The sequence below is a fragment of the Polaromonas sp. P4_F9 genome, assembly GCF_056401235.1.
This window is the reverse complement of record NZ_JBFUJT010000002.1, coordinates 59,006-78,894: the sequence shown is the minus strand read 5'-3', so window position 1 is coordinate 78,894 and position 19,889 is coordinate 59,006. Positions and strand designations below refer to the sequence as shown.

Here is a 19,889-nt window from a genome sequence, read left to right as displayed (position 1 = left end):
TCCGGGCCAGGAGGTCAGCCGGGGCGCTTCAGGCCACGCCTTCATTCCAGTGCAGTTTTTTGCGCAGGGTATCAAAATAACTCCATCCCTTGGGGTGCAGGAACCGCATCTGGTGCTCCGACCGCCTGACGGTGATCCGGTCGCCATGCAGCAAGGTGGCCAGCGACTGCATGTCAAAGTTGGCGCTGGCATCCCGGCCCGCCACTATTTCAATCGTAATTTCCCCCGCATCTGACAGCACGATGGGCCTGTTTGATAAGGTGTGCGGGGCAATTGGAACCAGTATCCAGCCGGGAATGGACGGGTGCAGCAAGGGGCCGCCGGCGGAGAGGGCATAGGCCGTGGAGCCGGTGGGAGAGGCAATGATCAGGCCGTCAGCGCGCTGGTTGGCCACAAAGCGCCCATCGACTTCCACACGCAGCTCCACCATGCCGGCGGTCGCGCCGCGATTGACCACGACGTCATTCATGGCCGTTGCGCTGAAGACGCAGCGCCCGTCGCGCACCACCTTGGCCTGCATCATCCAGCGCCGGTCTTCCTCAAACTCGCCGCGCAGCATGGGTTTGAGCGTGTCCTGGTAATCGTCAAACGAGATGTCGGTGATGAAGCCGAGCCGGCCCTGGTTGATACCCACCAGCGGAATGCCAAACTGGGCCAGCAGCCGGCCGATGCCCAGCATGGTCCCGTCGCCGCCAACCACCAGGGCGAGGTCGCACTGGGCGCCTATGCCGGCCGCATCCAGCGTGGGGAACTGCGTCAGGCCGGTGTTGCTGGCGGTGTCCTGCTCAATCGCCACATCACAGCCCTGCGTGCCCAGAAAGTGCGCAATGTCTTCCAGCGCAGAACGGGACCCCTGGGCGTGGTACTTGCCGATCAGTGCGACATGGCGGAATTGCGACTTCATCATCAAATTACATCACAACATGGTTTCGGAAGCTTCGTAGAATGTCAGTATGCTTGATGATCGTGCCCGGTTGTTGCTCAAGGCGCTGGTGGAGCGCTACATTGCTGATGGTCAGCCGGTCGGGTCGCGCACGCTGTCCAGGGCCTCCGGTCTTGAATTGTCTCCCGCCACCATACGCAATGTCATGAGCGATCTGGAGGAGTTGGGCCTGATTGTCAGCCCGCATACCTCTGCCGGCCGCATTCCAACCGCCCGCGGCTACCGCCTCTTCGTCGACACCATGCTCACCACGCAGCGCGACCAGCTTTCGGCGGGGGGGCAGATCACCGCCCCCAGGCTGGCACCCGACCAACCGCAGAAAGTGATCAGCAACGCCGCCCACATGCTGTCCAGCCTGTCGCAGTTCGTCGGTGTCGTCATGGCGCCGCGCCGCACGTCGGTGTTCCGGCATATCGAGTTTTTGCGCCTGTCGGAAAAACGGTTTCTGGTGATCATCGTCTCGCCGGACGGCGACGTGCAAAACCGCGTCATCTTTACCGAGGCAGACTACACGCAGTCCCAATTGATCGAAGCCTCCAACTTCCTCAATTCGCACTATGCGGGCATGGCTATTGAAGAAGTGCGCGAGCGCCTGCAAAACGAGGTGGAAGTGCTCCGGGGCGAAATCGCCGCCCTGATGCAGGCTGCCGTCCAGGTCAGTTCCGAGGCCATCGAATCGCGTGACGAAGTGGTGGTTTCGGGCGAGCGCAACCTGCTGGCCGTCAGCGACTTCTCCAGCGACATGGGCAACCTGCGCAAGCTCTTTGATCTTTTTGAGCAGAAGGCACAGCTGATGCGCCTGCTCGATGTCTCAAGCCGCGCCGAGGGCGTGCGCATTTACATTGGCGGCGAAAGCCAGGTGATTCCCTACCAGGAACTCTCGGTGGTGACGGCGCCTTACGAGGTGGACGGCCAGGTCGTGGGAACGCTGGGCGTCATCGGCCCCATGCGCATGCCCTATGAAAAAATGATCCAGATTGTCGATATCACCTCCAAACTGGTCAGCACGGCCCTAAGCCACAGCAAGTAGGCCCTTACAATCTGCCTGTCGATGGGGGGCGTTAGCTCAGTTGGTTAGAGCAGAGGACTCATAATCCTTTGGTCGTAGGTTCAAGTCCTACACGCCCTACCAGTGCATTTGCGCCTCAGCCCCGGTTCCGGGTCTGGGGCGTTTCTACAAACCACGTTGTTTTTCTACAATTCTTCCTGCTTATGGGCGACTACACTCGCATTTTGATTGGGCATGATGGTCGAGCTTATCAACTTGCGAACGTAGCGTGTTCGAAGAACGATGGATCGCTTGAGTTGATATTGCGACGAGACCAGGAAAATAGTTCAGCGTTTGTTTGGAGCTCAAGCGATCCGACACCGCAGGAAGTCGTGTTTGATAAGCCAAAAAAAGCGAATCAACACGTCACCATTCACGCCTCGGGGAGGGTCAATTTTGACGGCCATTCTGAGGGGCACACTATTTATGTCGAGCCGCTTCTGAGCTGTACGCGGCCAGAATTTCTGCTTGCCTATCGAATACCCTCGTTTTCGAAGCTGACAGAGCTCAAAAAACGTCCCCATCCAAATGACGCAGTAATTGACCTTAGTCACCTTCCTGACCAAGAGTCGACGTTTGAGTTCTGGATAGGGCCAGATGACACTCCCCAGGTTGAAGGCCTACATGGAGTCAAGCTTGGCTTTTTTGATCGGTATGCCATTGGCCTTCATCGAGCTGAGAAATCTCTGAATATTTTCCCTAACCTTGGTGCGCACTTCACAACGTTAAAGCGCACATCTGGCCCCTTTTCTGTTCAGCAGATAGCGGAGGACGAGGTCTACCGGCAGTTCAATCAATTTATTACCCAAGCTCCGCACGGTCAAATAGTGTTGCACCCACCAAACACACTTGGAATTTGGACTGCAGTCTTCGCCACGCAAATGCGAATCCCGCCAAGCCTAGAGCTCGAATTTACGAAAGAGGGCTTGTTCTGGGAGGTTCAAGATCAAACTTTAGATAAGCGATTGAACAGGATGCGCGTGAGATTTTTGATTAGGCGCCATGGTAGTAATGAGATTGTTCGCGATCCGGCAGTTATAAAAAGCATCGCCCTTCACGCTGAGCTGTGAGCCGCTATCGCAGCGGTTTAACTCGCTCTCCGAGCCGGGCTTTCACATAGTGCTCAGTCATACTTCGATTTTTGTGAGCCAGCAGCTTTTGCGAGTGCGCCAGGTCGCCCGTGTCTGTAGCAGCTTTGGCCCGTATATCTCGAAACTGAAAATCTACCCCTGCCAACTCGCGTGCCTTGTCAAAGCGTGAGCGAAGCGCGTCACGGGTAAGCGGCTGGGTCCTTTCTTTTTGTGGAACATGACGCCAACGTGACGAGGTCGCTCACGTTTTCAGCACGCCCGTGCTCGATTCTCATGGCGGCATCGGCCAAATGGGTTGTGGCGTACTTGGCATAACGGCCCACCATCTCACGTGGCTTCCAGCCACCCAATTCCTTGAGCTTATTGCATGACGTTCCCGCCTGGCGATGCCACGAAGCCCACGTGTGGCGCAGGTCGGTGTCCACGGAACCGGCAGCAGCCCAGCCATCTCAACCGCCTTCAATCTGACTGCTGGATTATTACTGTTGGGGCACTACGACAATGGTATTGCCAGTAGTACCGGTAGTACCGGTAGTACCGGTGCGTCCCGTTGCACCGGTTGCTCCGGTGTAACCAGTGTCGCCGGTAGCCCCTGTAGCACCGGTGTAGCCAGTATTACCGGTATTGCCTTGGTTGCCCTGCGGTCCCATCGGGCCAGTACAAGCGCTCAGGCCCAGCAACGCAACCAGAGTAAGTGAAGTAGTTGCATATTTCATAATGATTCCTGTTAGTTGTATCAGTTGCCCAAAATTGAGACTACGCCGACAGTTCAATAGAAACACTTTGACTAAATGGCTACCATGGGTGTTTGACGCGTATCGCGGTAGGACAAGGGGCTGATGCAATGCACCGCGCTACTTCGCCCAGGAGGGGGTAAAACCCGAGCGCGAGGTGCGGGCGAATATCACGGAGGGACTCTCGTTCACATCCACCACGAACGGTTCTACAAACCTTCGACCGCGCGACAGGAAGACCAGTTCGAAGTTCCGTCTGATGGACGGCGAAACATGCGGCTCTTTGCGTTGCCCCACGGACTTGCAATCGTAGGTATACGCCAACCCAAAGGGCGTCCATTCCTCGGGAACCGCCCTGGCGCCCCGGTTGATGCAAACCTTGCTTTCTTCCCATTCGATACTTTCCAGCTTGTCGTCGACAAGAGTGCTGGAGATATAACTTTCCTGAAGCGACAAACGGTTCCCCACCGTCTCCAAAGTCCGCAGGTTGCCGTTAAGGGCGAAGTCGGTAAGCACATGGGCATAGAGCGGAGGTTTGCCCTCGTCGGCCGTGGCGACAGCCACGCGAAGGAGGCCTGCCAGCGCTGTCAGTTCCTGTTGCTTCCCGGACGTGTTGTCATTTCGTGTCGTCGCTACCGCGCAAAGATTGAAGCCGCCGGAGGTCACCGTGCATTCGTACTCCCGTGAACGCGTGGCAGACATCGACACCATGGTCAGGACGCCTTCAAGGGTCCCGCGGTAGCCCATCTTTGGACGGAGGCCCGAAAGCCTTGTTGACTCCAGAAGCTTTTTGGTGACTTGTTCTGACAACACAGGCTTGAGTTCTTCAGGCAACGCCACGGTACTCGCGCCCTCGCGCTGGGCCAGGGCCGGAGTGCTCCAAAAAGCTGATGCTGTCCACAGGATCGCCGAGGCAAAAAATATCGCGAGGGCAGCGCGGGCTTTCTGCGGCGACCCCAACTGTTTGACGTGACGCATAGAAGTACTCTCAAAGCTCAAAGTCGGAGCCGCAAGTTTTTAATTGCGACGGCACTACCATTTAAATATTACTCTCAGGTTCGACGTTTCCTGGGAGTTCGTCCTGCAGCCATCAACGCACAGAAAAAGAAAGGGCTTGCAACACAAGGACAAACGGGACAAGCGGGACAGACGGGATAAACAGGACAAGCGCTGCAAGCCGTTATGTCCAAACTGCCCGAATCATCGCGGCAGCGGCGGCATGTCGAGCGTTACGAGGGCAGGGCCGTTGCGTGTGGCTCCCAGTGTGGCCTGACGCGCTGCCGTCGACTGCAGGATCAGGCCCTCTTCGACTTCACTGCCCACACGAAATGGCCGCGCAGGCTTGCCGTCTATGGCGATCAGTGCGGCGCCGCCGCCGGGGGAGCCGGCCACTACGCCATGGAGGGAAAACCGGCTGGCAAGGCTGACCTGTGGTGAGGGTGTTGGGGCTGCTGCGCCCAGCACGCGCGCGACGGCCAGCGGATCGAGGGAAGCGGGGCTCGCTGCGGTGACGGGCACCGGCTCGGCCATACCGCGTCCGGGGGCCAGTCGCAGTCCCCAGTACACCAGGCTCGCAGCAGCGAGTGCCCAGACTACCAGCGTAATGGCCCGCAAGCCCAGCCTGCTTTGTGAAAGTATTACCACGCAGAGATTATGATGGAAGCACCCTGGTCTACCGACATCCCAACCATGACCTCTCTCAAGTTTTTCGTGCGCCGTAGTCAGCAGGCTGGTTTCACCCTGATTGAGTTGATGGTCGTTCTGGTCATCATCGGTGTGCTGGCGGCGCTGATTGTTCCCAATGTGCTGGACCGTGCCGATGATGCGCGTGTCATGGCGGCCAGAACCGATGTGAACAACCTGAGCCAGGCGCTCAGGCTCTACAAGCTGGACAACCAACGCATGCCTACCGCCGAGCAGGGCTTGCAGGCGCTGATCGCCAAGCCCACGAGCGGGCCGATTCCGGCCAACTGGAAATCCTACGTGGAAAAGCTGCCCAACGATCCATGGGGCCGTCCTTACCAGTACCTCAACCCCGGCATCAAAGGGGAAGTCGATGTCATGTCTCTGGGGGCCGACGGCCAGGCCGGCGGTGAAGGCAAAGATGCTGACATCGGCAGCTGGCAATAGGGATATTGCCTCCATTCCCGTCCCTGCACGTGCTGCCCCGGGAGCCCGTGCCCGCAATCCCCGCAACCGGGGATTTACCTTGCTCGAACTCCTCGTGGTGGTGGCCATCATGGCACTGGCCACGGTCGGCGTGACGTTGGCGCTGCGCGACAACGCCCAGACCAGGCTGGAGCGCGAGGCGCTGCGGCTGGCGGTCTTGTTTGAGTCGGCCCGCGCGCAGTCGCGTGCAAGCGGTGTGGCGGTGTACTGGCACACCACCGCCGAGGGTTTTCGCTTCGAAGGTCTGCCGTCCAAGGCTTTACCCGCCAGGTGGCTGGCCGAAGGCACGATGGTTCGCGGCAGCCCCAGCGTGCAGCTCGGACCCGAGCCCATCATTGGCCCGCAGGCGGTGGAGCTGTTCAGCATCAGCCAGTCTGATCGCACCCTGCGCGTAGCAACCGACGGGCTGCGTCCCTTTACCGTTCAGGGACCGGTGCAGCCATGACGCCGCATTGGTCTGCGCCACAGCCACAGGCACGCCGTTCCTCGGCGGGTTTCACGTTGATCGAGGTGCTGGTGGCCCTGGGCATTGTGGCGATCGCCCTCGTGGCCGGCTTTCAGGCTACGAGCGCCCTGACCAACAACGCCTGGCGCCAGTCCGACGTTCTGCTTGCGCATTTGTGCGCGGAAAACCAGCTGGTCAAGGTTCGCCTGTCGCGGCAGATGCCCGGCATCGGCGACAGCACGGAGGCCTGCGAGCAGGCCGGACGCGGCCTGCAGGTCACGCTGTCGGTGCAGCCCACACCCAACCCCGAATTCCGGCGCGTGGATGCGCAGGTGAGCGACGGCAACACGTCGGTTCTCCAGTTGTCCACGGTGGTCACGCGTTATTGAGCTATTGATCCATGCAGACGCATCCCACGCGAACCCAAGCCCGAAGCAGGGGCTTCACATTGATCGAAGTGCTGGTGGCCATCACGGTCATGGCGCTGCTGGCCGTGCTCAGCTGGCGCGGCCTCGATGGGATGGCGCGCGCGCAGGCGCAGACCAGCCAGCGTGCCGACGAGGTGCTGACCCTGCAGGCCGGCCTTGCACAATGGAAAGTCGATCTGGATGCGCTGGCCCAGCTGCCCCGTGTGAGCAACCTGGATTGGGATGGCCGCGTGCTGCGCATGACGCGGCGCACGGCCTCTGGCGGCGAGGGCGTGCTGGTGGTGGCATGGACCCGCCGCATCGATGCGGCGGGGGGGCAGTGGCTGCGCTGGCAGTCGCCGGTGCTGAATACAGCCGCCGGCTGGAACGAGTCCTGGAGCCGGGCGACACTTTGGGCGCAAAACGCCAGCACCGAGGATCGCGCGCGCGAAGTGCCCGTGACGCCGCTGGAAGACTGGCAACTCTTTTATTTCCGCAGCGACGCGTGGACCAATCCGCAGTCCAGCGACGGTAGCCGGGGGACGGCCATGACCCCGCCGGCGGCCGCGCAACCCGTGTCCCAGCAGACCGTGGTGCCCGACGGCATTCGCCTCGTGCTGACCCTGCCGCCCGGTCAGGCCATCAGTGGCAAGCTCACCGTTGACTGGGTGCGCCCAACTTTCGGAAGCGAGAAGTCTTGATGCCCCCACGCTTGTCACTGCGTGTACTGCGCGAGGCCTTGCAGGCCGCGGCTCGCGAGACGCTTCGCCTCTGTCGCCCGTCCAAGCCTGCGCAGGCAGGCTTGGAGCCCCGGGGCTCCAGCCCCTCGGGGCCGCTGCGCCTGCGGTCTGGCAAAGCCAGTCCCGCGGCCCCGGCTGGAGGGAAGAGCCTCCACGCGCGCTCACTGCGTATAGCGCTCGAGTCGGGTGCGGCGCTCCTGAGTGCCATGCTCACCGTGACACTGGTGGCTACCTTTGCCGCGGCGGCGCTCTGGCAGCAGTGGCGCAGTGTGGAAGTGGAGGCGGCTGAGCGTGCCCGGGTGCAGTCGGCATGGATTCTGACGGGCGCCCTGGACTGGACGCGCCTGATCCTGCGTGAGGATGCCCGTGCGGGCGGGGCTGACCACCTGGCCGAGCCGTGGGCCGTGCCCTTGAATGAAGCGCGGCTGTCGAGCTTTCTGGCCGTTGACAAGAATGCCAGCGAAACCGAGCGCGAAGCGTTTCTGTCCGGCCAGGTGAGCGACTTGCAGGGCAGGCTCAATGTGATCAACCTGGTTGCCGGCAACGCGATTTCGGAACCCGCCATGGCCAGCTTTGGCCGGCTGTTCGAGTTGCTGGGTTTGCCGGTCCAGCAGTTGAATACCCTGGCCAGCCAATTGCTGCAGGCCTCACAGGCCGGCGCTCAGGCGGCTAACCAGCAGACACCCCTGATGCCCCAGCGGGTCGAGCAGCTGGTCTGGCTGGGGCTTGCCCCGGAGACGCTTGCCGCGCTGGAACCCCACATCACGCTGCTGCCCGTGCGCACCCCCGTCAACCTCAATACCGCCAGCGCTGAAGTTATATACGCCAGCACACCCGGGCTGGAGATGGCTGAAGCGCAAAAACTGGTGGCCGCGCGTGCGCGCAACCACTTTCGAACGCTGGCCGATGCCAATCAGCAACACAGTGGCCCAAGCGGCGCGTTCAATGACGGCCAGCACGCGGTGGCCTCCCGGTTTTTTGAAGTACGCGGCAGATTGCGGCTCGACCAGACGGAGGTCCAGGAGCGTTCAGTCCTGCAGCGCGACGGCCTGACGGTGCGCACGCTCTGGCGCGACCGGGGCGTCGTCACGGTGACAGACGTGGCCCGCCGCTGAGATGCTGAGAAGAATTGCATCCATTGCATCCGGCCGCGGTCGGGGGTACGTCGGGGGTACGTCGGGGGTACGTCGGGGGTACGTTGGGGGTACGTTGGGGTATTCATAGTAAAACGCTACCCTACAATGAAATGAACCGGGGTCTTTGCCCATGAGCACACTGATCGTTTCTCTACCCTTGGCGGCACCCGGTGCCGCGGCGAGCTATGACTACGTACGCACGCACGACGGTCGAACGATGACGGACCACGCCAGCGTGCCGCTGGCCCTGCTGCCGGCCGCCGAGCGTGGCGGCGAGGTGATCGCCGTCGTGCCCGTGGGACTGTTGTCGTGGCATCTGGTCGAATTGCCCAAGGGCGTTGGCATGGGCTCACCGCGACTGCGGTCCATCCTGGAAGGCCTGCTCGAAGACCGTCTGCTGGACGAGCCGGAGCAACTGCATCTGGCACTGGCGCCGGGTGCCGTTGCTGGCGGACGGGCCTGGGTTGCTGTTTGCGACAAGCAGTGGCTGCGTGGGCACCTGCAGGCACTGGAACTCGCGCAACGCCCGGTCACCCGCATCGTGCCGGAGTTTTCCCCCGCGACGGGCCCTCTGTACCTGCACGCTGTGGGTGAGGCCGACCTGCCGCGGCTGCTGGTTACCGGTGACGTTGCAGCGGGCGTGATGCTGCTTCCCCTGAACGCCGCAGCACTGACCCTGATCCCGGTCACCAGTGAATCCGATGAAGAGCTTCAGGCCCTGGCTGAACCCGGCGTGGCCGCGCTGGCCGAACAGGTGCTTCAGCGCAAGGTCGGCGTGATGACCCGGCCCCAGCGCTGGCTGGAGGCCGCCCGCTCACCCTGGGACCTGGCGCAGTTTGAGCTGGCCTCGTCGAGCCGCGCTCGCACGGTCAAACGCCTATTCAGTGTGCTCCGCGAGCTATGGCAATCGCCTGCCTGGCGACCGGCGCGGTGGGGCGTTGCATTGCTGCTGCTGGTCAATCTGGTCGGGCTGAACGCCTGGGCCTGGAAAGAGCAGTCAGCGCTGCAGGCCCGGCGTGCCGCCGTCAGGGACACGCTGACGCAGACCTTTCCGCATGTCAGGGTGGTGGTCGATGCGCCGCTGCAAATGGAACGTGAGGTGGCGGCGCTGCGGCAGGCCACCGGAGCCGCCTCGGGGCGGGATCTGGAGGCCATTCTGGCGGCTCTGGGCACGACCATGGCTCCTGGCCGGACCGCGAGCGCCATTGAATTCGTGGCGGGCGAGGCCCGCATCAAAGGCCTGCAACTCGGTCCCGAGGAAGCGTCCAGCCTGTCCGTCCAGCTTAAGGGCCAGGGCTACAGCGCGCGGGCGGAAGGCGACACCATGTTCATCAAGCAGGAGCTGGCCCCATGAAAATCGCCGATGCCCTGACCCCTCTTCAGGCGCGCTGGCATGCACTTGACCAACGCGAGCAAACCTTGCTCCGCAGCGTTGCGTTGCTGGTCGGGCTGGCATTGCTCTGGTGGGGGCTGATGGCGCCCCCGTGGCGCACCTTGCGCCAGGCGGAGGCGCAGCAGCGTAGCCTGGATGCGCAGTGGCAAAAAATGCAGGGCCTGCGGGCGCAGGCTCAGGCCCTGCAGTCGCAGCCCAGGATCAGCCGTGACGATGCGCTGCGCGCTCTCCAGGCTTCGGTGAAGCTTCTGGGCGCCTCTGCGCAGCTGAGTGTGGTGGGCGACCGCGCCACCGTCACGCTGCGCAACACGCCGGCCGACGCGTTGGCCCAATGGTTGGCCCAGGCACGTGCGAATGCGGGCGCCATTCCGGATGAGGCGCGCCTGGTGCGCAACGCCTCCAACCCGGCCGGTCCGGCCGTGTGGGACGGCATGCTGGTACTGAGGCTTCCGGTGCAGTAGGCCGGTTCCGTTTCATTCGATCATCTCCCTGCCTCACGTCTTCAAGCCTTCAAACCAAGCCTGAACCCCACCGTGTTGCGCCCCCGAGCTTCCTCCCGCCATCCTGCCGAAGTTGCACCATGGCGCTGGGCACTTTCGGGCGCCTTGATCGGGTTGGTTACGGCTTTACTCGTGTACGCGCCGGCGGCCTGGCTGGCTGCGGCAGTGTCCGGGGCCACATTGGGGCGGGTTGAATTGATTGAGGCGCGCGGTACGGTCTGGACCGGTTCGGCCCGGCTGCTGCTGACGGGGGGTGCCGGCAGCCGCGACAGCGCAATCCTGCCGGGGCGTGTGGACTGGCATCTGCGTCCCGGCTTGCTGGCCTTGAACCTGCAAGTGACCGCCGACTGCTGCACGCCCACGCCGCTGCGGGGGCGACTGGCCTCGCGCCGGGGCGGGGTGATCCTGCAGGTGGCCGATGGCGCAACGCAATGGCCGGCGGCCATCCTGGCGGGGTTGGGTACCCCCTGGAACACAGTGCAGGCCGAGGGCAGCCTGCGACTGGTGACGCAAAACCTTTCCCTGGAATGGACTGGAGGCCGGACGGCGGTGTTGGGACGCGCCGAGCTGACGGCGCTGAGCCTGTCGTCGCGCCTGTCTACCCTCAAACCCATGGGGAGTTACCGCATGACCCTCATCGGAGGCAACACAACGTCACTGGAACTTGCTACGCTCGAGGGAAGCCTGCAATTAAGTGGCAATGGACGCTGGGTGGGTTCACATCTGCGGTTTGAGGGGGTGGCCAGCGCCCAGCCTGAGCATGAAGCGGCACTGGCCAACCTGCTGAACATCATCGGGCGCCGTGACGGTAGTCGTTCCATCATTACCTGGGGTTAAGAAGTATGACAAACATCCAGACCCAAGCCCATGTGCTCTCAACCCTGGCCACATTGCCCAGGTTTCCGATCGCTGTCGTTTCGATCGCGGTTTGTGTTCTTTTTGCAGGGGATGGAAGGCCATTACATGCCCAAACACCGCGAACCAGCCCGGCGCCGGGCAATGGCGCAGTGCGGCCGGGCGGCCCGGTCACCCTGAATTTCGCCAATGCGGAAATCGAAGCCGTGGCACGCACCATGGCGGTCATTACCGGCCGCAATGTGGTGGTCGATCCGCGTGTCAAGGGCACGATGACGCTGGTGACCACCTCGCCGGTGACGCCGGTGCAGGCGCTGCGGCAGTTTGCCGTGCAATTGCGGACGCAGGGCTTCGCGCTGGTGGAGTCCGCCGGCCTGTACCTCGTGGTGCCGGAGGCGGATGCCAAGCTGCAAAGCGGCACCGTGTCCGCCGGTCGCGTGCCGCCCGCGAGCGGGCAGATCCTCACCCAGATTTTCCGGCTCAATCACGAGACGGCCAACAATCTGGTGCCGATATTGCGTCCGTTGATCAGCCCGAACAACACCATCAATGTGAACCCGGGGAACAATTCGCTGATCATCACCGATTACGCAGACAACCTGCAGCGCATCGGCACCATCATCGCGGCCCTCGATGTGGCGAATGCCACAGGCGTAGAGGTCATCCGCCTGCAGCACGCCATCGCCACCGACCTGGCACCGCTGGTTTCCCGCCTTGTCGACTCCGCAGGCCCCGGGGGCGTCGTTCCGGGCCAGGCCGACACGTCCTTCAGGACGACGCTGCTGGCCGAGCCGCGCAGCAACTCGCTGATCGTGCGCGCCGCCAATCCGGCGCGCCTGGCGTTGGTCAGGACGCTGGTGGAAAGGCTCGATCAGGCCGCGCTCGGTGCTACCGGCGCGGATCCTGCCAGCGGCAATATTTATGTGGTTTACCTGAAGAACGCCGATGCCACCAAGCTGGCGACCACCTTGCGGGCCGCCATGGCGGCAAACACCCTCGGCGCCATTGCGGCAGGCCCCGTGGTAACCGGTGCTCCGCCGCCTGCTCCCGGACCAGCCGCTGCAGCAGGCGCCGCAACCGCCAGCCTCGTCAGCAGCCAGCCATCCACCGGCGGGCAGATCCAGGCCGACCCGTCCACCAACTCACTGATCATCACCGCGCCCGAGCCGCTATATCGCCAGCTGCGTGCGGTGATCGACAAACTTGACGCGCGGCGCGCCCAGGTCTTCGTTGAAAGCCTGATCGCCGAGGTCAATGCCGACAAGGCTGCCGAGTTTGGCATCCAGTTCCAGGGCGCGCTGGGTAAAAAGGGCGACAACAACATCGGCTTGCTGGGTACCAACTTCAACATCGGCGGCACCAATATCATCACGCTCGCAACCCAGGCTGCCGCCGGCGTCATCGCGCCATCCACGGGGGCCAACCTTGGCGTGGCGCATCTGACCAACGGCGTGTATGTGCTGGGATTCCTGGCGCGATTCCTGGAGGCTAACGGCGCCGGCAATATCCTTTCGACTCCCAACCTGCTGACGCTGGACAACGAGGAGGCGCGTATCGTGATTGGTCAGAACGTGCCGTTTATCACCGGCCAGTACACCAACGCCAACACCAGTGCCGGTTCAGTCAATCCGTTCCAGACCATCGAACGAAAAGATGTGGGCCTGACGCTGCGGGTAAAACCCCAGATCAGTGAAAACGGCACCGTGAAAATGCAGATCTTCCAGGAAGTCAGCAGCGTGCAGCCTTCATCGATCAACTCCGCAACCGGCCTGATCACCAACAAGCGATCGATCGAGTCCAACGTGCTGGTGGATGATGGCGCCATCGTGGTGCTGGGTGGCCTGCTGCAGGACGAATACTCGGGAAACGTGGAAAAAGTGCCGGGCCTGGGTGATATTCCGATACTGGGTCACCTGTTCAAGGGGGAGACACGCTCGCGCAAAAAGACCAACCTGATGGTGTTCCTGCGGCCGGTGGTGGTACGCGATGCGCCGTCCACCGAAAGCCTGTCCATGGACCGCTATGACCTGATGCGAGCCGCGCAAAAAGATGCCCAGCCCGCGTCCAGCGTGGTGGTGCCTGTCAATGAGTCAGCGGTGCTGCCGCCGCTGCGTCCGGCTGCCGCAAGCTCCGTCGTGCCGCCTGCCGCACCACCAGAGGCACCGCCGGCAGTGCCGACTCTTACCCCGCGGCCCGTCGCAACCCCGCCCGTACCCGCCCCGGGCCAGTAAACCCGGACCAGTAAACCCCTATGCGCTACCCATTGCCTTACGCCTTTGCCCGCAGCAATACCCTGCTACTGGAAGACGATGGCCATGCGCTGACGCTGTGGCATCCGGCCCGGCCCGACCCTGCGGCCCTGGGTGAAGTGATGCGCAAGTTCGCGGCGCACAGCCCCGCGCTGGTCCTGCAGTGCGCTGACGCGGGAACCTTGACCCAGCGCATCAGCGCCGCCTATGCGGCAGGGGAGTCGAGCGCGGCCGCCGTGGTGAGCGAAGTGGAGTCCGACGCCGACCTGTCGCGCATCATGCAGGAGTTGCCGGCTGTCGAGGATCTGCTGGAAACGTCCGATGACGCGCCCATCATCCGCATGCTCAATGCGCTGCTGACACAGGCCGCGCGCGACGGCGCGAGCGACATCCATATCGAGCCTTACGAGCGGCATTCGAGTGTGCGTTTTCGCGTGGACGGCACCCTGCGCGAAGTCGTGCAGCCCAACCGGGCGCTGCACGCCGCGCTGATCTCGCGCCTGAAGATCATGGCGGACCTGGACATCTCGGAAAAACGCCTTCCGCAGGATGGCCGTATCAGCCTGCGCATTGGCACGCGGGCGGTGGACGTGCGGGTGAGCACCTTGCCCAGCGCCCACGGTGAGCGCGCCGTGCTGCGCCTGCTGGACAAGAGCGAGAGCAAGCTGAGCCTGGAATCGGTCGGCATGCAGGGCGATGTACTTCGCCGCTTCGAGCACCTGATTGCCCAGCCGCACGGCATCATCCTGGTCACCGGCCCCACGGGTTCGGGCAAGACCACCACGCTCTACGCCGCCTTGCAGCGGCTCGATGCCGGCGTCAGCAACATCATGACGGTCGAAGATCCCATTGAGTACGAGCTTCCGGGCATCGGGCAGACGCAGGTCAATTCAAAGATAGACCTGAGCTTTGCCAAGGCGCTGCGCGCCATCCTGCGGCAGGACCCGGACGTGATCATGATTGGTGAGATCCGGGATTTCGAGACCGCGCAGATCGCCATACAGGCCTCCCTGACCGGCCACCTGGTGCTGGCCACGCTGCACACCAATGATGCGTCCAGCGCCGTGACGCGCCTGACCGATATCGGTGTGGAACCTTTCCTGCTGAGTTCGTCCCTGCTCGGCGTGCTGGCACAGCGGCTGGTGCGCAAGCGGTGCACCTACTGCCACGCTTCTTCGGCAGGGTCGGGCCTGGCTGCCGGCTGCGAGCATTGCGGCTATACCGGTTACGCGGGCCGCACGGGCGTCTTTGAGTTGCTGGTGACCGATGACGCTGTTCGCGCCCAGATTCACAGCCGCGCGTCCGAAGCAGAGATTCGCGCGGCCGCGCTGCAGGCGGGCATGATGCTGATGCGCGACGACGGTGAGCGGCTGGTCACCGCCGGCGTCACCTCGCGCGAGGAGTTGCTGCGCGTGACCCCCGACTGAACCCGCGCCGGCCCGAACACTGCGCCAAGCCATCATGCCCGCCTATTCTTTTGAGGCCATGCAGAACGACGGCAAGCTCCGCCGGGGGGTGATCGAGGCTGACACGGCCAAGGCAGCGCGCGGCCTGCTGCGCACGCAGGCGCTGGTGCCACTGGTTGTCGAGCCGGTGAGCGGCAGCGCTGGCCCGGGTATCACCCGTTCGTTGCTGCAGACGCCCTTGTTTGGCGGCCGCGTCTTCAATACCGCGAACCTGACGATCTGGACGCGCCAGCTCGCCGGGCTGGTTTCCTCCGGCCTGCCACTGGAACGTGCGCTGACCGCCCTGACCGATGAAACCGAGGACGAGAAGCAGCGCAACGTGGTGGCCGCCCTGCGTGCCGAGGTGAATGGCGGGGCGAGCTTTGCCCGGGCGCTGTCGCATCACCCCGGCGAATTCTCTGCGATCTATATCGCCGTCATCGGCGCAGGGGAGCAAACCGGCCATCTGGGCCTGGTGCTTGAACGTCTGGCCGACGATCTGGAGGAACGCCAGACGCTCAAGTCCAAACTCATAGGCGCGGCGCTGTACCCGGCGATCGTGACGCTGGTGGCCATCGTGATCGTGATGTTCCTGGTCGGCTACGTGGTGCCGCAGGTGGCCAGCGTTTTCGCAGGCACCAAGCGCGCGCTGCCTTTCCTCACCGTGGCCATGCTGGCCCTCAGCGACTTTGTGCGCAGTTATGGATGGGCGCTGCTGGGTGCTCTTGTTTTGTTCGTGACGAGTATCCGTCTGGCCTTGAGAAACGAAGGCTTCCGCGAGAAATTCGACGCCAGAACCCTGACCCTGCCGCTGGTCGGACGCCTCTCGCGCGACTACAACGCGGCGCGCTTTGCCAGCACACTGGCCATGCTTGCCGGCGCGGGTGTGCCCATTCTCAAGGCCTTGCAAGCAGCTGCCGAAACCCTGTCCAACCGTGCCATGCGCGCCGACGCGCTCGACGCACTCCTGCTGGTGCGCGAGGGCGCCCCGCTGGCCTCGGCGCTGGCGCAGAAAAAACGCTTCCCCGGCCTGGTGAGCATGTTTGCGCGCCTGGGCGAGCAGACGGGCCAGTTGCCCGTGATGCTGCAGCGCGCCGCCCTGCAGCTGTCCAACGAAGTGCAGCGGCGCGCGATGGCACTGGCCACCATCCTGGAGCCCCTGCTCATTGTGGCGATGGGGCTGGTGGTCATGCTGATTGTGCTGGCGGTGCTGCTGCCGATTATTCAGCTCAACCAGTTCGTGAAATGAGTGTGATGAACTGCGTCTGCGTCTCTCGCACCTTCTGGGGTCGACAGGTTGGTTTTTAAACAAGTTACGCGACATGGCCCGAGGTACGCATTTGACCATGCTATAATCTTAAGCTACGCGGCTGTAGCTCAGTTGGATAGAGTACTTGGCTACGAACCAAGGGGTCGTGGGTTCAATTCCTGCCAGCCGCACCAAAAACGGAAGCCTGCAACGAAAGTTGCAGGCTTTTTCGTTTTTTCGCCGGTCATTTTTGCCGCGGATCAACGGCCTCAGCGCCTCAGTGCTATTCTGGTTAAGCCATGAGCAAAGCTTTCACCCGGGAAACCGAACAGGACGACGAAGACCTGGCGCTTCCGCCCCTGCCTGCGGGCGGCAAGAATTACATCACGCCGGTGGGTTATGAGCGCCTGCGCGCCGAATTGCTCGACCTGATCGACAACGAGCGCCCCAAGGTCGTGGAGATTGTTCACTGGGCTGCCAGCAACGGTGACCGGTCCGAAAACGGGGACTACCACTATGGCAAAAAACGCCTGCGCGAGATTGACCGGCGCATCCGGTTTTTGACGCAAAGGCTGGAAATCGCCGAGATCAGCAACCCCTCCATCCACCACGGTAGCGATCAGGTGTTTTTTGGCGCCACCGTGACCTATGTCGATGACAGGGGTGAGGAACGCACCGTCACCATTCTGGGGATTGATGAAGCCAACAGCGCCTTGGGTCAAATCAGCTGGATTTCTCCGGCGGCGAGGGCGCTGCTCAAATCACGGGTGGGTGATGAAGTGAACCTGGTCACTCCCCAAGGCCTGCAGGTGCTCGAGGTGTTGAAGGTGGACTATCCAGCGTCCGATGCCCGCGAGGATCCCAAGCTGTAAAACGCAGAAGCGTTACCCCTGCAATTTCAGATCGAGGCCACGGAGCTACAGGTTAGTGAGCGAACTTGGGGGCCAAGTGGCAGCTCTCCAGCCCAGCAGGGGCCGCGGAACCGGCTTAGCCGGGCCGCAGGCGCAGCAGCCCCCTCGGGGGGCAGCGGCTACACGAAGTGAGCAAGCGTGGGGGCCTAATAGCCAGAAGTGGCAGCTCTCCAACCCAGCAGGGGCCGCGGAACCGGCTTAGCCGGGCCGCAGGCGCAGCGGCCCCCTCGGGGGGCAGCGGCTACACGAAGTGAGCAAGCGTGGGGGCCAATTTCACCCTGATGACTTGGCGCGCTGCACCCGCAGCACGGAGGGGGTGCGCTTGACACTGCGCAGGGCCGATGCCAGGTGAATCCTGTCCCGTACGGCCACCCCAAAGCGCAGGTCGGTCGCATCCTGCGCAGCTTCCTGCCCCATATCAACATGCGTGATGTCGGCTTCGGCACTGGCCAGCGCGGCGGCCACGCGCGCCAGAACCCCTTTGCCATTGGCCACCGTGACCAGAAGATTGGTCTCAAAAGTACGCACGGGTTCGTCTGACCAGTCCACGGCAATGAAGCGCTCGCTGTCGCGGTGCTGCAGGCGCTTGGCCACGGCGCAGTCGTCGGTATGCACCACCAGCCCTTCACCCCGGCCAAGGTAGCCGACGATGCCATCGCCCGGGATAGGGCGGCAACACGGTGCGAACTGCACGGAGGCGCCTTCACTGCCATCGATCAGCAGCGCGCCCTGCGATACCGACTCATGGGATGTATAGCGTTCACGGCTCATCAGCAAGGCGTCGGGTTTTTCACCGGTTTCGGCCAGCAGAGTCACGATGCGCTTGGCCACCATGGTTGCGATACGCTTGCCCAGCCCGATGTCGGTGAGCAGGTCCGCGCGTGAACGGTTGCCGGTAAAGCGCAGGATTTTTTCCCAGGTCGCCTGATGGGCCTCGTCGTCCTCGGGAAGGCGTTCCCGTTCTATGCCTTCGGCGCGCAGCGCCTGCGCCAGCATTTTTTCACCCAGCTCCTGCGATTCCGCCAGCGCCATGGTTTTGAGGTGATGGCGTATTTTGGAGCGGGCCTTGCCGGTGCGCACAAAGCTGAGCCAGCCCGGATTGGGACTGGAGACCGAGGCCGTGATGATTTCGATCACGTCGCCGTTATGCAGCTCCGAACGCAGGGGGACCTGCTCGCCATTGACCTTGGCTGCTACGGCGCGGTGCCCGACATCGCTGTGGATGGCGTAGGCGAAGTCCACAATGGTTGCGCCCCGCGGCATGGCCATGATCTGGCTCTTGGGCGTGAACACGTAGACCGCTTCGGGAAACAGGTCAATCTTGACGTGGTCCCAAAACTCGGCGGCGTCGCGTGTTTCGTGCTGGATATCCAGCAGGGACTGCAGCCATTGCGCGCCCAGGCGCTGCGAGGCATCGCTCTCGGGGGCGGTCGCCTTGTAGAGCCAGTGCGCGGCCACACCCGACTCAGCCACCACATGCATGGCGTCGGTACGCATCTGGAACTCGATATTGGTTCCAAACGGACCGACCAGCGTGGTGTGCAGCGACTGATAGCCATTGATTTTCGGAATCGCGATGTAGTCCTTGAATTTTCCGGGCAGCGGCTTGTACAGCTGGTGCAGAACACCCATGGCCGTGTAGCAGGCGGTCAGGTCCTTCACGATCACCCGAAAGCCGTAGAGGTCGGTGACCTGGGCGAAGGACAGGTGTTTCTCGTCCATCTTGCGGTAGATGGAATACAGCGTCTTCTCGCGCCCCGAGATGAGCACAGGCACTTGCGCGCTGGCAAAGGCCGACTCGACCTCGCCCTGCACCCGCTTGATCACGTCGCGCCGGCGGCCGCGGGCCTTTTGCAGCGCCTTGGTCAGGGTGGCGTAGCGCCAGGGGTGCAGGTGCTGGAAGGACAGGTCCTGCAGCTCGCGGTAGGTGGTATTCAGGCCCAGGCGGTGGGCGATGGGCGCGTAGATGTCCAGGGTTTCGCGCGAGATCCGGGTCCACTTGGCGCGCGGGACGTCGCCCAGCGTGCGCATGTTGTGGCTGCGGTCGGCCAGCTTGATCAGAATGACGCGTACATCGCGCGCCATGGCCAGCAGCATTTTCCGGAACGACTCGGCCTGGTTTTCCTCGCGGGTATTGAATTCCAGCTTTTCCAGCTTGGTCAGGCCGTCCACCAGCTCGGCCACGGGCGCTCCGAAGCGCTCGATCAGTTCGGGCTTGGTGACCCCGCAATCTTCAATGGCATCGTGCAGCAGCGCCGCCATCAACGCCTGGGCGTCCAGCTTCCACTCCGCGCACTGCTGGGCAACGGCAATGGGGTGGGTGATGTAAGGTTCGCCGCTGTTGCGCAACTGGCCCAGGTGGGCCTCATCGGCGAAGCGGTAAGCCCGCCGGACATTGTCGATATCCGCAGCGCTCAGGTAATCGAGCCCGGCCATGAGCGCAGCGAAGCTGGCCGCGGCAGCATTGGCGGCGGCCGGGGTTGACTTGCTGGAAACGACGGGCAAAACCATGGCACTCATGCCTTAAATGTATCGCGGCATGAATAAAACGTGAAAAAAACGGATTTTACGGCG

18 protein-coding genes, 2 tRNA genes and 2 pseudogenes are annotated in these 19,889 nt (G+C 62.9%); 16 read left to right on the top strand and 6 right to left on the bottom strand.

The genetic code is table 11. The features are described 5' to 3' along the window. Positions 1 to 28 precede the first annotated feature (28 nt). On the bottom strand, positions 29 to 904 hold the full coding sequence (locus AC1DUB_RS02445; protein ID WP_477719549.1) for an NAD kinase: 876 nt from the start codon (positions 902 to 904) through the stop codon (positions 29 to 31). A gap of 49 nt (positions 905 to 953) precedes the next feature. On the opposite strand from AC1DUB_RS02445, the gene hrcA reads away from it, so the two are divergent. The 3 genes from hrcA to AC1DUB_RS02430 all read left to right on the top strand — a co-directional run bounded on the left by hrcA (position 954) and on the right by AC1DUB_RS02430 (position 3,061). Next, positions 954 to 1,973 carry a heat-inducible transcriptional repressor HrcA gene (gene hrcA / locus AC1DUB_RS02440; RefSeq protein ID WP_477728148.1) on the top strand — a complete coding sequence of 340 codons (1,020 nt, stop codon included), beginning with the start codon at positions 954 to 956 and terminating at the stop codon, positions 1,971 to 1,973. Between the two features lie 25 nt (positions 1,974 to 1,998). After that, positions 1,999 to 2,075, top strand: a tRNA-Ile gene (locus AC1DUB_RS02435). Positions 2,076 to 2,155: 80 nt separating this feature from the next. Then, positions 2,156 to 3,061 carry a hypothetical protein gene (locus tag AC1DUB_RS02430; RefSeq protein ID WP_477728147.1) on the top strand — a complete coding sequence of 302 codons (906 nt, stop codon included), beginning with the start codon at positions 2,156 to 2,158 and terminating at the stop codon, positions 3,059 to 3,061. Between the two features lie 4 nt (positions 3,062 to 3,065). Here AC1DUB_RS02430 and AC1DUB_RS02425 read toward each other — a convergent pair. From AC1DUB_RS02425 to AC1DUB_RS02410, 4 genes and pseudogenes are all read right to left on the bottom strand, one after another. Further along, positions 3,066 to 3,275 (bottom strand): annotated as a pseudogene (locus tag AC1DUB_RS02425) (site-specific integrase); the annotation flags it as partial. Beyond that, positions 3,262 to 3,498: pseudogene (locus AC1DUB_RS02420) on the bottom strand (hypothetical protein); the annotation flags it as partial. The pseudogenes AC1DUB_RS02425 and AC1DUB_RS02420, both read right to left, overlap by 14 nt. Positions 3,499 to 3,936: 438 nt before the next feature. Beyond that, positions 3,937 to 4,794, bottom strand: coding sequence for a hypothetical protein (locus tag AC1DUB_RS02415; RefSeq protein ID WP_477728146.1), 858 nt, complete (start codon positions 4,792 to 4,794; stop codon positions 3,937 to 3,939). A gap of 222 nt (positions 4,795 to 5,016) precedes the next feature. Next, positions 5,017 to 5,460, bottom strand: coding sequence for a type II secretion system protein N (locus AC1DUB_RS02410; RefSeq protein ID WP_477719521.1), 444 nt, complete (start codon positions 5,458 to 5,460; stop codon positions 5,017 to 5,019). A gap of 45 nt (positions 5,461 to 5,505) precedes the next feature. Between AC1DUB_RS02410 and gspG the strand changes: the two genes are divergently transcribed. The 13 genes from gspG to greB all read left to right on the top strand — a co-directional run bounded on the left by gspG (position 5,506) and on the right by greB (position 17,276). Further along, positions 5,506 to 5,946 (top strand): type II secretion system major pseudopilin GspG, encoded by a 441-nt coding sequence (gene gspG / locus AC1DUB_RS02405; RefSeq protein WP_477728360.1) that lies wholly within the window; start codon positions 5,506 to 5,508, stop codon positions 5,944 to 5,946. After that, positions 5,921 to 6,430 (top strand): prepilin-type N-terminal cleavage/methylation domain-containing protein, encoded by a 510-nt coding sequence (locus AC1DUB_RS02400; protein ID WP_477728145.1) that lies wholly within the window; start codon positions 5,921 to 5,923, stop codon positions 6,428 to 6,430. The genes gspG and AC1DUB_RS02400 overlap by 26 nt, the downstream gene beginning before the upstream one ends. Further along, positions 6,427 to 6,819 (top strand): type II secretion system minor pseudopilin GspI, encoded by a 393-nt coding sequence (gspI, locus tag AC1DUB_RS02395; protein ID WP_477728144.1) that lies wholly within the window; start codon positions 6,427 to 6,429, stop codon positions 6,817 to 6,819. Before AC1DUB_RS02400 ends, gspI begins: the two co-directional genes overlap by 4 nt. An 11-nt stretch (positions 6,820 to 6,830) precedes the next feature. After that, on the top strand, positions 6,831 to 7,538 hold the full coding sequence (locus AC1DUB_RS02390) for a PulJ/GspJ family protein (RefSeq protein ID WP_477728143.1): 708 nt from the start codon (positions 6,831 to 6,833) through the stop codon (positions 7,536 to 7,538). 245 nt (positions 7,539 to 7,783) lie between these two features. After that, positions 7,784 to 8,692 carry a type II secretion system minor pseudopilin GspK gene (gene gspK / locus AC1DUB_RS02385; RefSeq protein ID WP_477728359.1) on the top strand — a complete coding sequence of 303 codons (909 nt, stop codon included), beginning with the start codon at positions 7,784 to 7,786 and terminating at the stop codon, positions 8,690 to 8,692. Between the two features lie 151 nt (positions 8,693 to 8,843). Beyond that, a complete protein-coding gene (gene gspL, locus AC1DUB_RS02380; protein WP_477728142.1) occupies positions 8,844 to 10,067 on the top strand; it encodes a type II secretion system protein GspL in 1,224 nt (407 codons plus the stop codon). Beyond that, positions 10,064 to 10,567, top strand: a complete 504-nt coding sequence (gene gspM, locus AC1DUB_RS02375; RefSeq protein WP_477728141.1) for a type II secretion system protein GspM — start codon at positions 10,064 to 10,066, stop codon at positions 10,565 to 10,567. The genes gspL and gspM overlap by 4 nt, the downstream gene beginning before the upstream one ends. A gap of 72 nt (positions 10,568 to 10,639) precedes the next feature. Then, entirely contained in the window at positions 10,640 to 11,443 is an 804-nt protein-coding gene (gene gspN / locus AC1DUB_RS02370; RefSeq protein ID WP_477728140.1) for a type II secretion system protein N, read from the top strand. 5 nt (positions 11,444 to 11,448) lie between these two features. Next, positions 11,449 to 13,692, top strand: a complete 2,244-nt coding sequence (gspD, locus tag AC1DUB_RS02365; protein WP_477728139.1) for a type II secretion system secretin GspD — start codon at positions 11,449 to 11,451, stop codon at positions 13,690 to 13,692. A 20-nt stretch (positions 13,693 to 13,712) separates the two neighbouring features. Continuing rightward, entirely contained in the window at positions 13,713 to 15,137 is a 1,425-nt protein-coding gene (gene gspE, locus AC1DUB_RS02360; protein ID WP_477719530.1) for a type II secretion system ATPase GspE, read from the top strand. 34 nt (positions 15,138 to 15,171) lie between these two features. Next, positions 15,172 to 16,404: a type II secretion system inner membrane protein GspF gene (gene gspF, locus AC1DUB_RS02355; protein ID WP_477719531.1), complete on the top strand. Its 1,233-nt coding sequence runs from the start codon at positions 15,172 to 15,174 to the stop codon at positions 16,402 to 16,404. Positions 16,405 to 16,521: 117 nt separating this feature from the next. Beyond that, a tRNA-Arg gene (locus AC1DUB_RS02350) sits at positions 16,522 to 16,598 on the top strand. Between the two features lie 105 nt (positions 16,599 to 16,703). After that, on the top strand, positions 16,704 to 17,276 hold the full coding sequence (gene greB / locus AC1DUB_RS02345; protein WP_477728138.1) for a transcription elongation factor GreB: 573 nt from the start codon (positions 16,704 to 16,706) through the stop codon (positions 17,274 to 17,276). Positions 17,277 to 17,588: 312 nt separating this feature from the next. Here the strand turns inward: greB and AC1DUB_RS02340 are convergent, their stop codons facing one another. Continuing rightward, entirely contained in the window at positions 17,589 to 19,826 is a 2,238-nt protein-coding gene (locus tag AC1DUB_RS02340) for a RelA/SpoT family protein (protein ID WP_477728137.1), read from the bottom strand. Positions 19,827 to 19,889: the final 63 nt, after the last annotated feature.

What these genes read in the sequence shown, in the direction of transcription:
- AC1DUB_RS02445 (WP_477719549.1), bottom strand. Translation starts at nt 904, where the DNA reads ATGAAGTCGCAATTCCGCCATGTCGCACTGATCGGCAAGTACCACGCC.
- hrcA (WP_477728148.1), top strand. Translation starts at nt 954, where the DNA reads ATGCTTGATGATCGTGCCCGGTTGTTGCTCAAGGCGCTGGTGGAGCGC.
- AC1DUB_RS02430 (WP_477728147.1), top strand. Translation starts at nt 2,156, where the DNA reads ATGGGCGACTACACTCGCATTTTGATTGGGCATGATGGTCGAGCTTAT.
- AC1DUB_RS02415 (WP_477728146.1), bottom strand. Translation starts at nt 4,794, where the DNA reads ATGCGTCACGTCAAACAGTTGGGGTCGCCGCAGAAAGCCCGCGCTGCC.
- gspG (WP_477728360.1), top strand. Translation starts at nt 5,506, where the DNA reads ATGACCTCTCTCAAGTTTTTCGTGCGCCGTAGTCAGCAGGCTGGTTTC.
- AC1DUB_RS02400 (WP_477728145.1), top strand. Translation starts at nt 5,921, where the DNA reads ATGCTGACATCGGCAGCTGGCAATAGGGATATTGCCTCCATTCCCGTC.
- gspI (WP_477728144.1), top strand. Translation starts at nt 6,427, where the DNA reads ATGACGCCGCATTGGTCTGCGCCACAGCCACAGGCACGCCGTTCCTCG.
- AC1DUB_RS02390 (WP_477728143.1), top strand. Translation starts at nt 6,831, where the DNA reads ATGCAGACGCATCCCACGCGAACCCAAGCCCGAAGCAGGGGCTTCACA.
- gspK (WP_477728359.1), top strand. Translation starts at nt 7,784, where the DNA reads ATGCTCACCGTGACACTGGTGGCTACCTTTGCCGCGGCGGCGCTCTGG.
- gspL (WP_477728142.1), top strand. Translation starts at nt 8,844, where the DNA reads ATGAGCACACTGATCGTTTCTCTACCCTTGGCGGCACCCGGTGCCGCG.
- gspM (WP_477728141.1), top strand. Translation starts at nt 10,064, where the DNA reads ATGAAAATCGCCGATGCCCTGACCCCTCTTCAGGCGCGCTGGCATGCA.
- gspD (WP_477728139.1), top strand. Translation starts at nt 11,449, where the DNA reads ATGACAAACATCCAGACCCAAGCCCATGTGCTCTCAACCCTGGCCACA.
- gspE (WP_477719530.1), top strand. Translation starts at nt 13,713, where the DNA reads ATGCGCTACCCATTGCCTTACGCCTTTGCCCGCAGCAATACCCTGCTA.
- gspF (WP_477719531.1), top strand. Translation starts at nt 15,172, where the DNA reads ATGCCCGCCTATTCTTTTGAGGCCATGCAGAACGACGGCAAGCTCCGC.
- greB (WP_477728138.1), top strand. Translation starts at nt 16,704, where the DNA reads ATGAGCAAAGCTTTCACCCGGGAAACCGAACAGGACGACGAAGACCTG.
- AC1DUB_RS02340 (WP_477728137.1), bottom strand. Translation starts at nt 19,826, where the DNA reads ATGGTTTTGCCCGTCGTTTCCAGCAAGTCAACCCCGGCCGCCGCCAAT.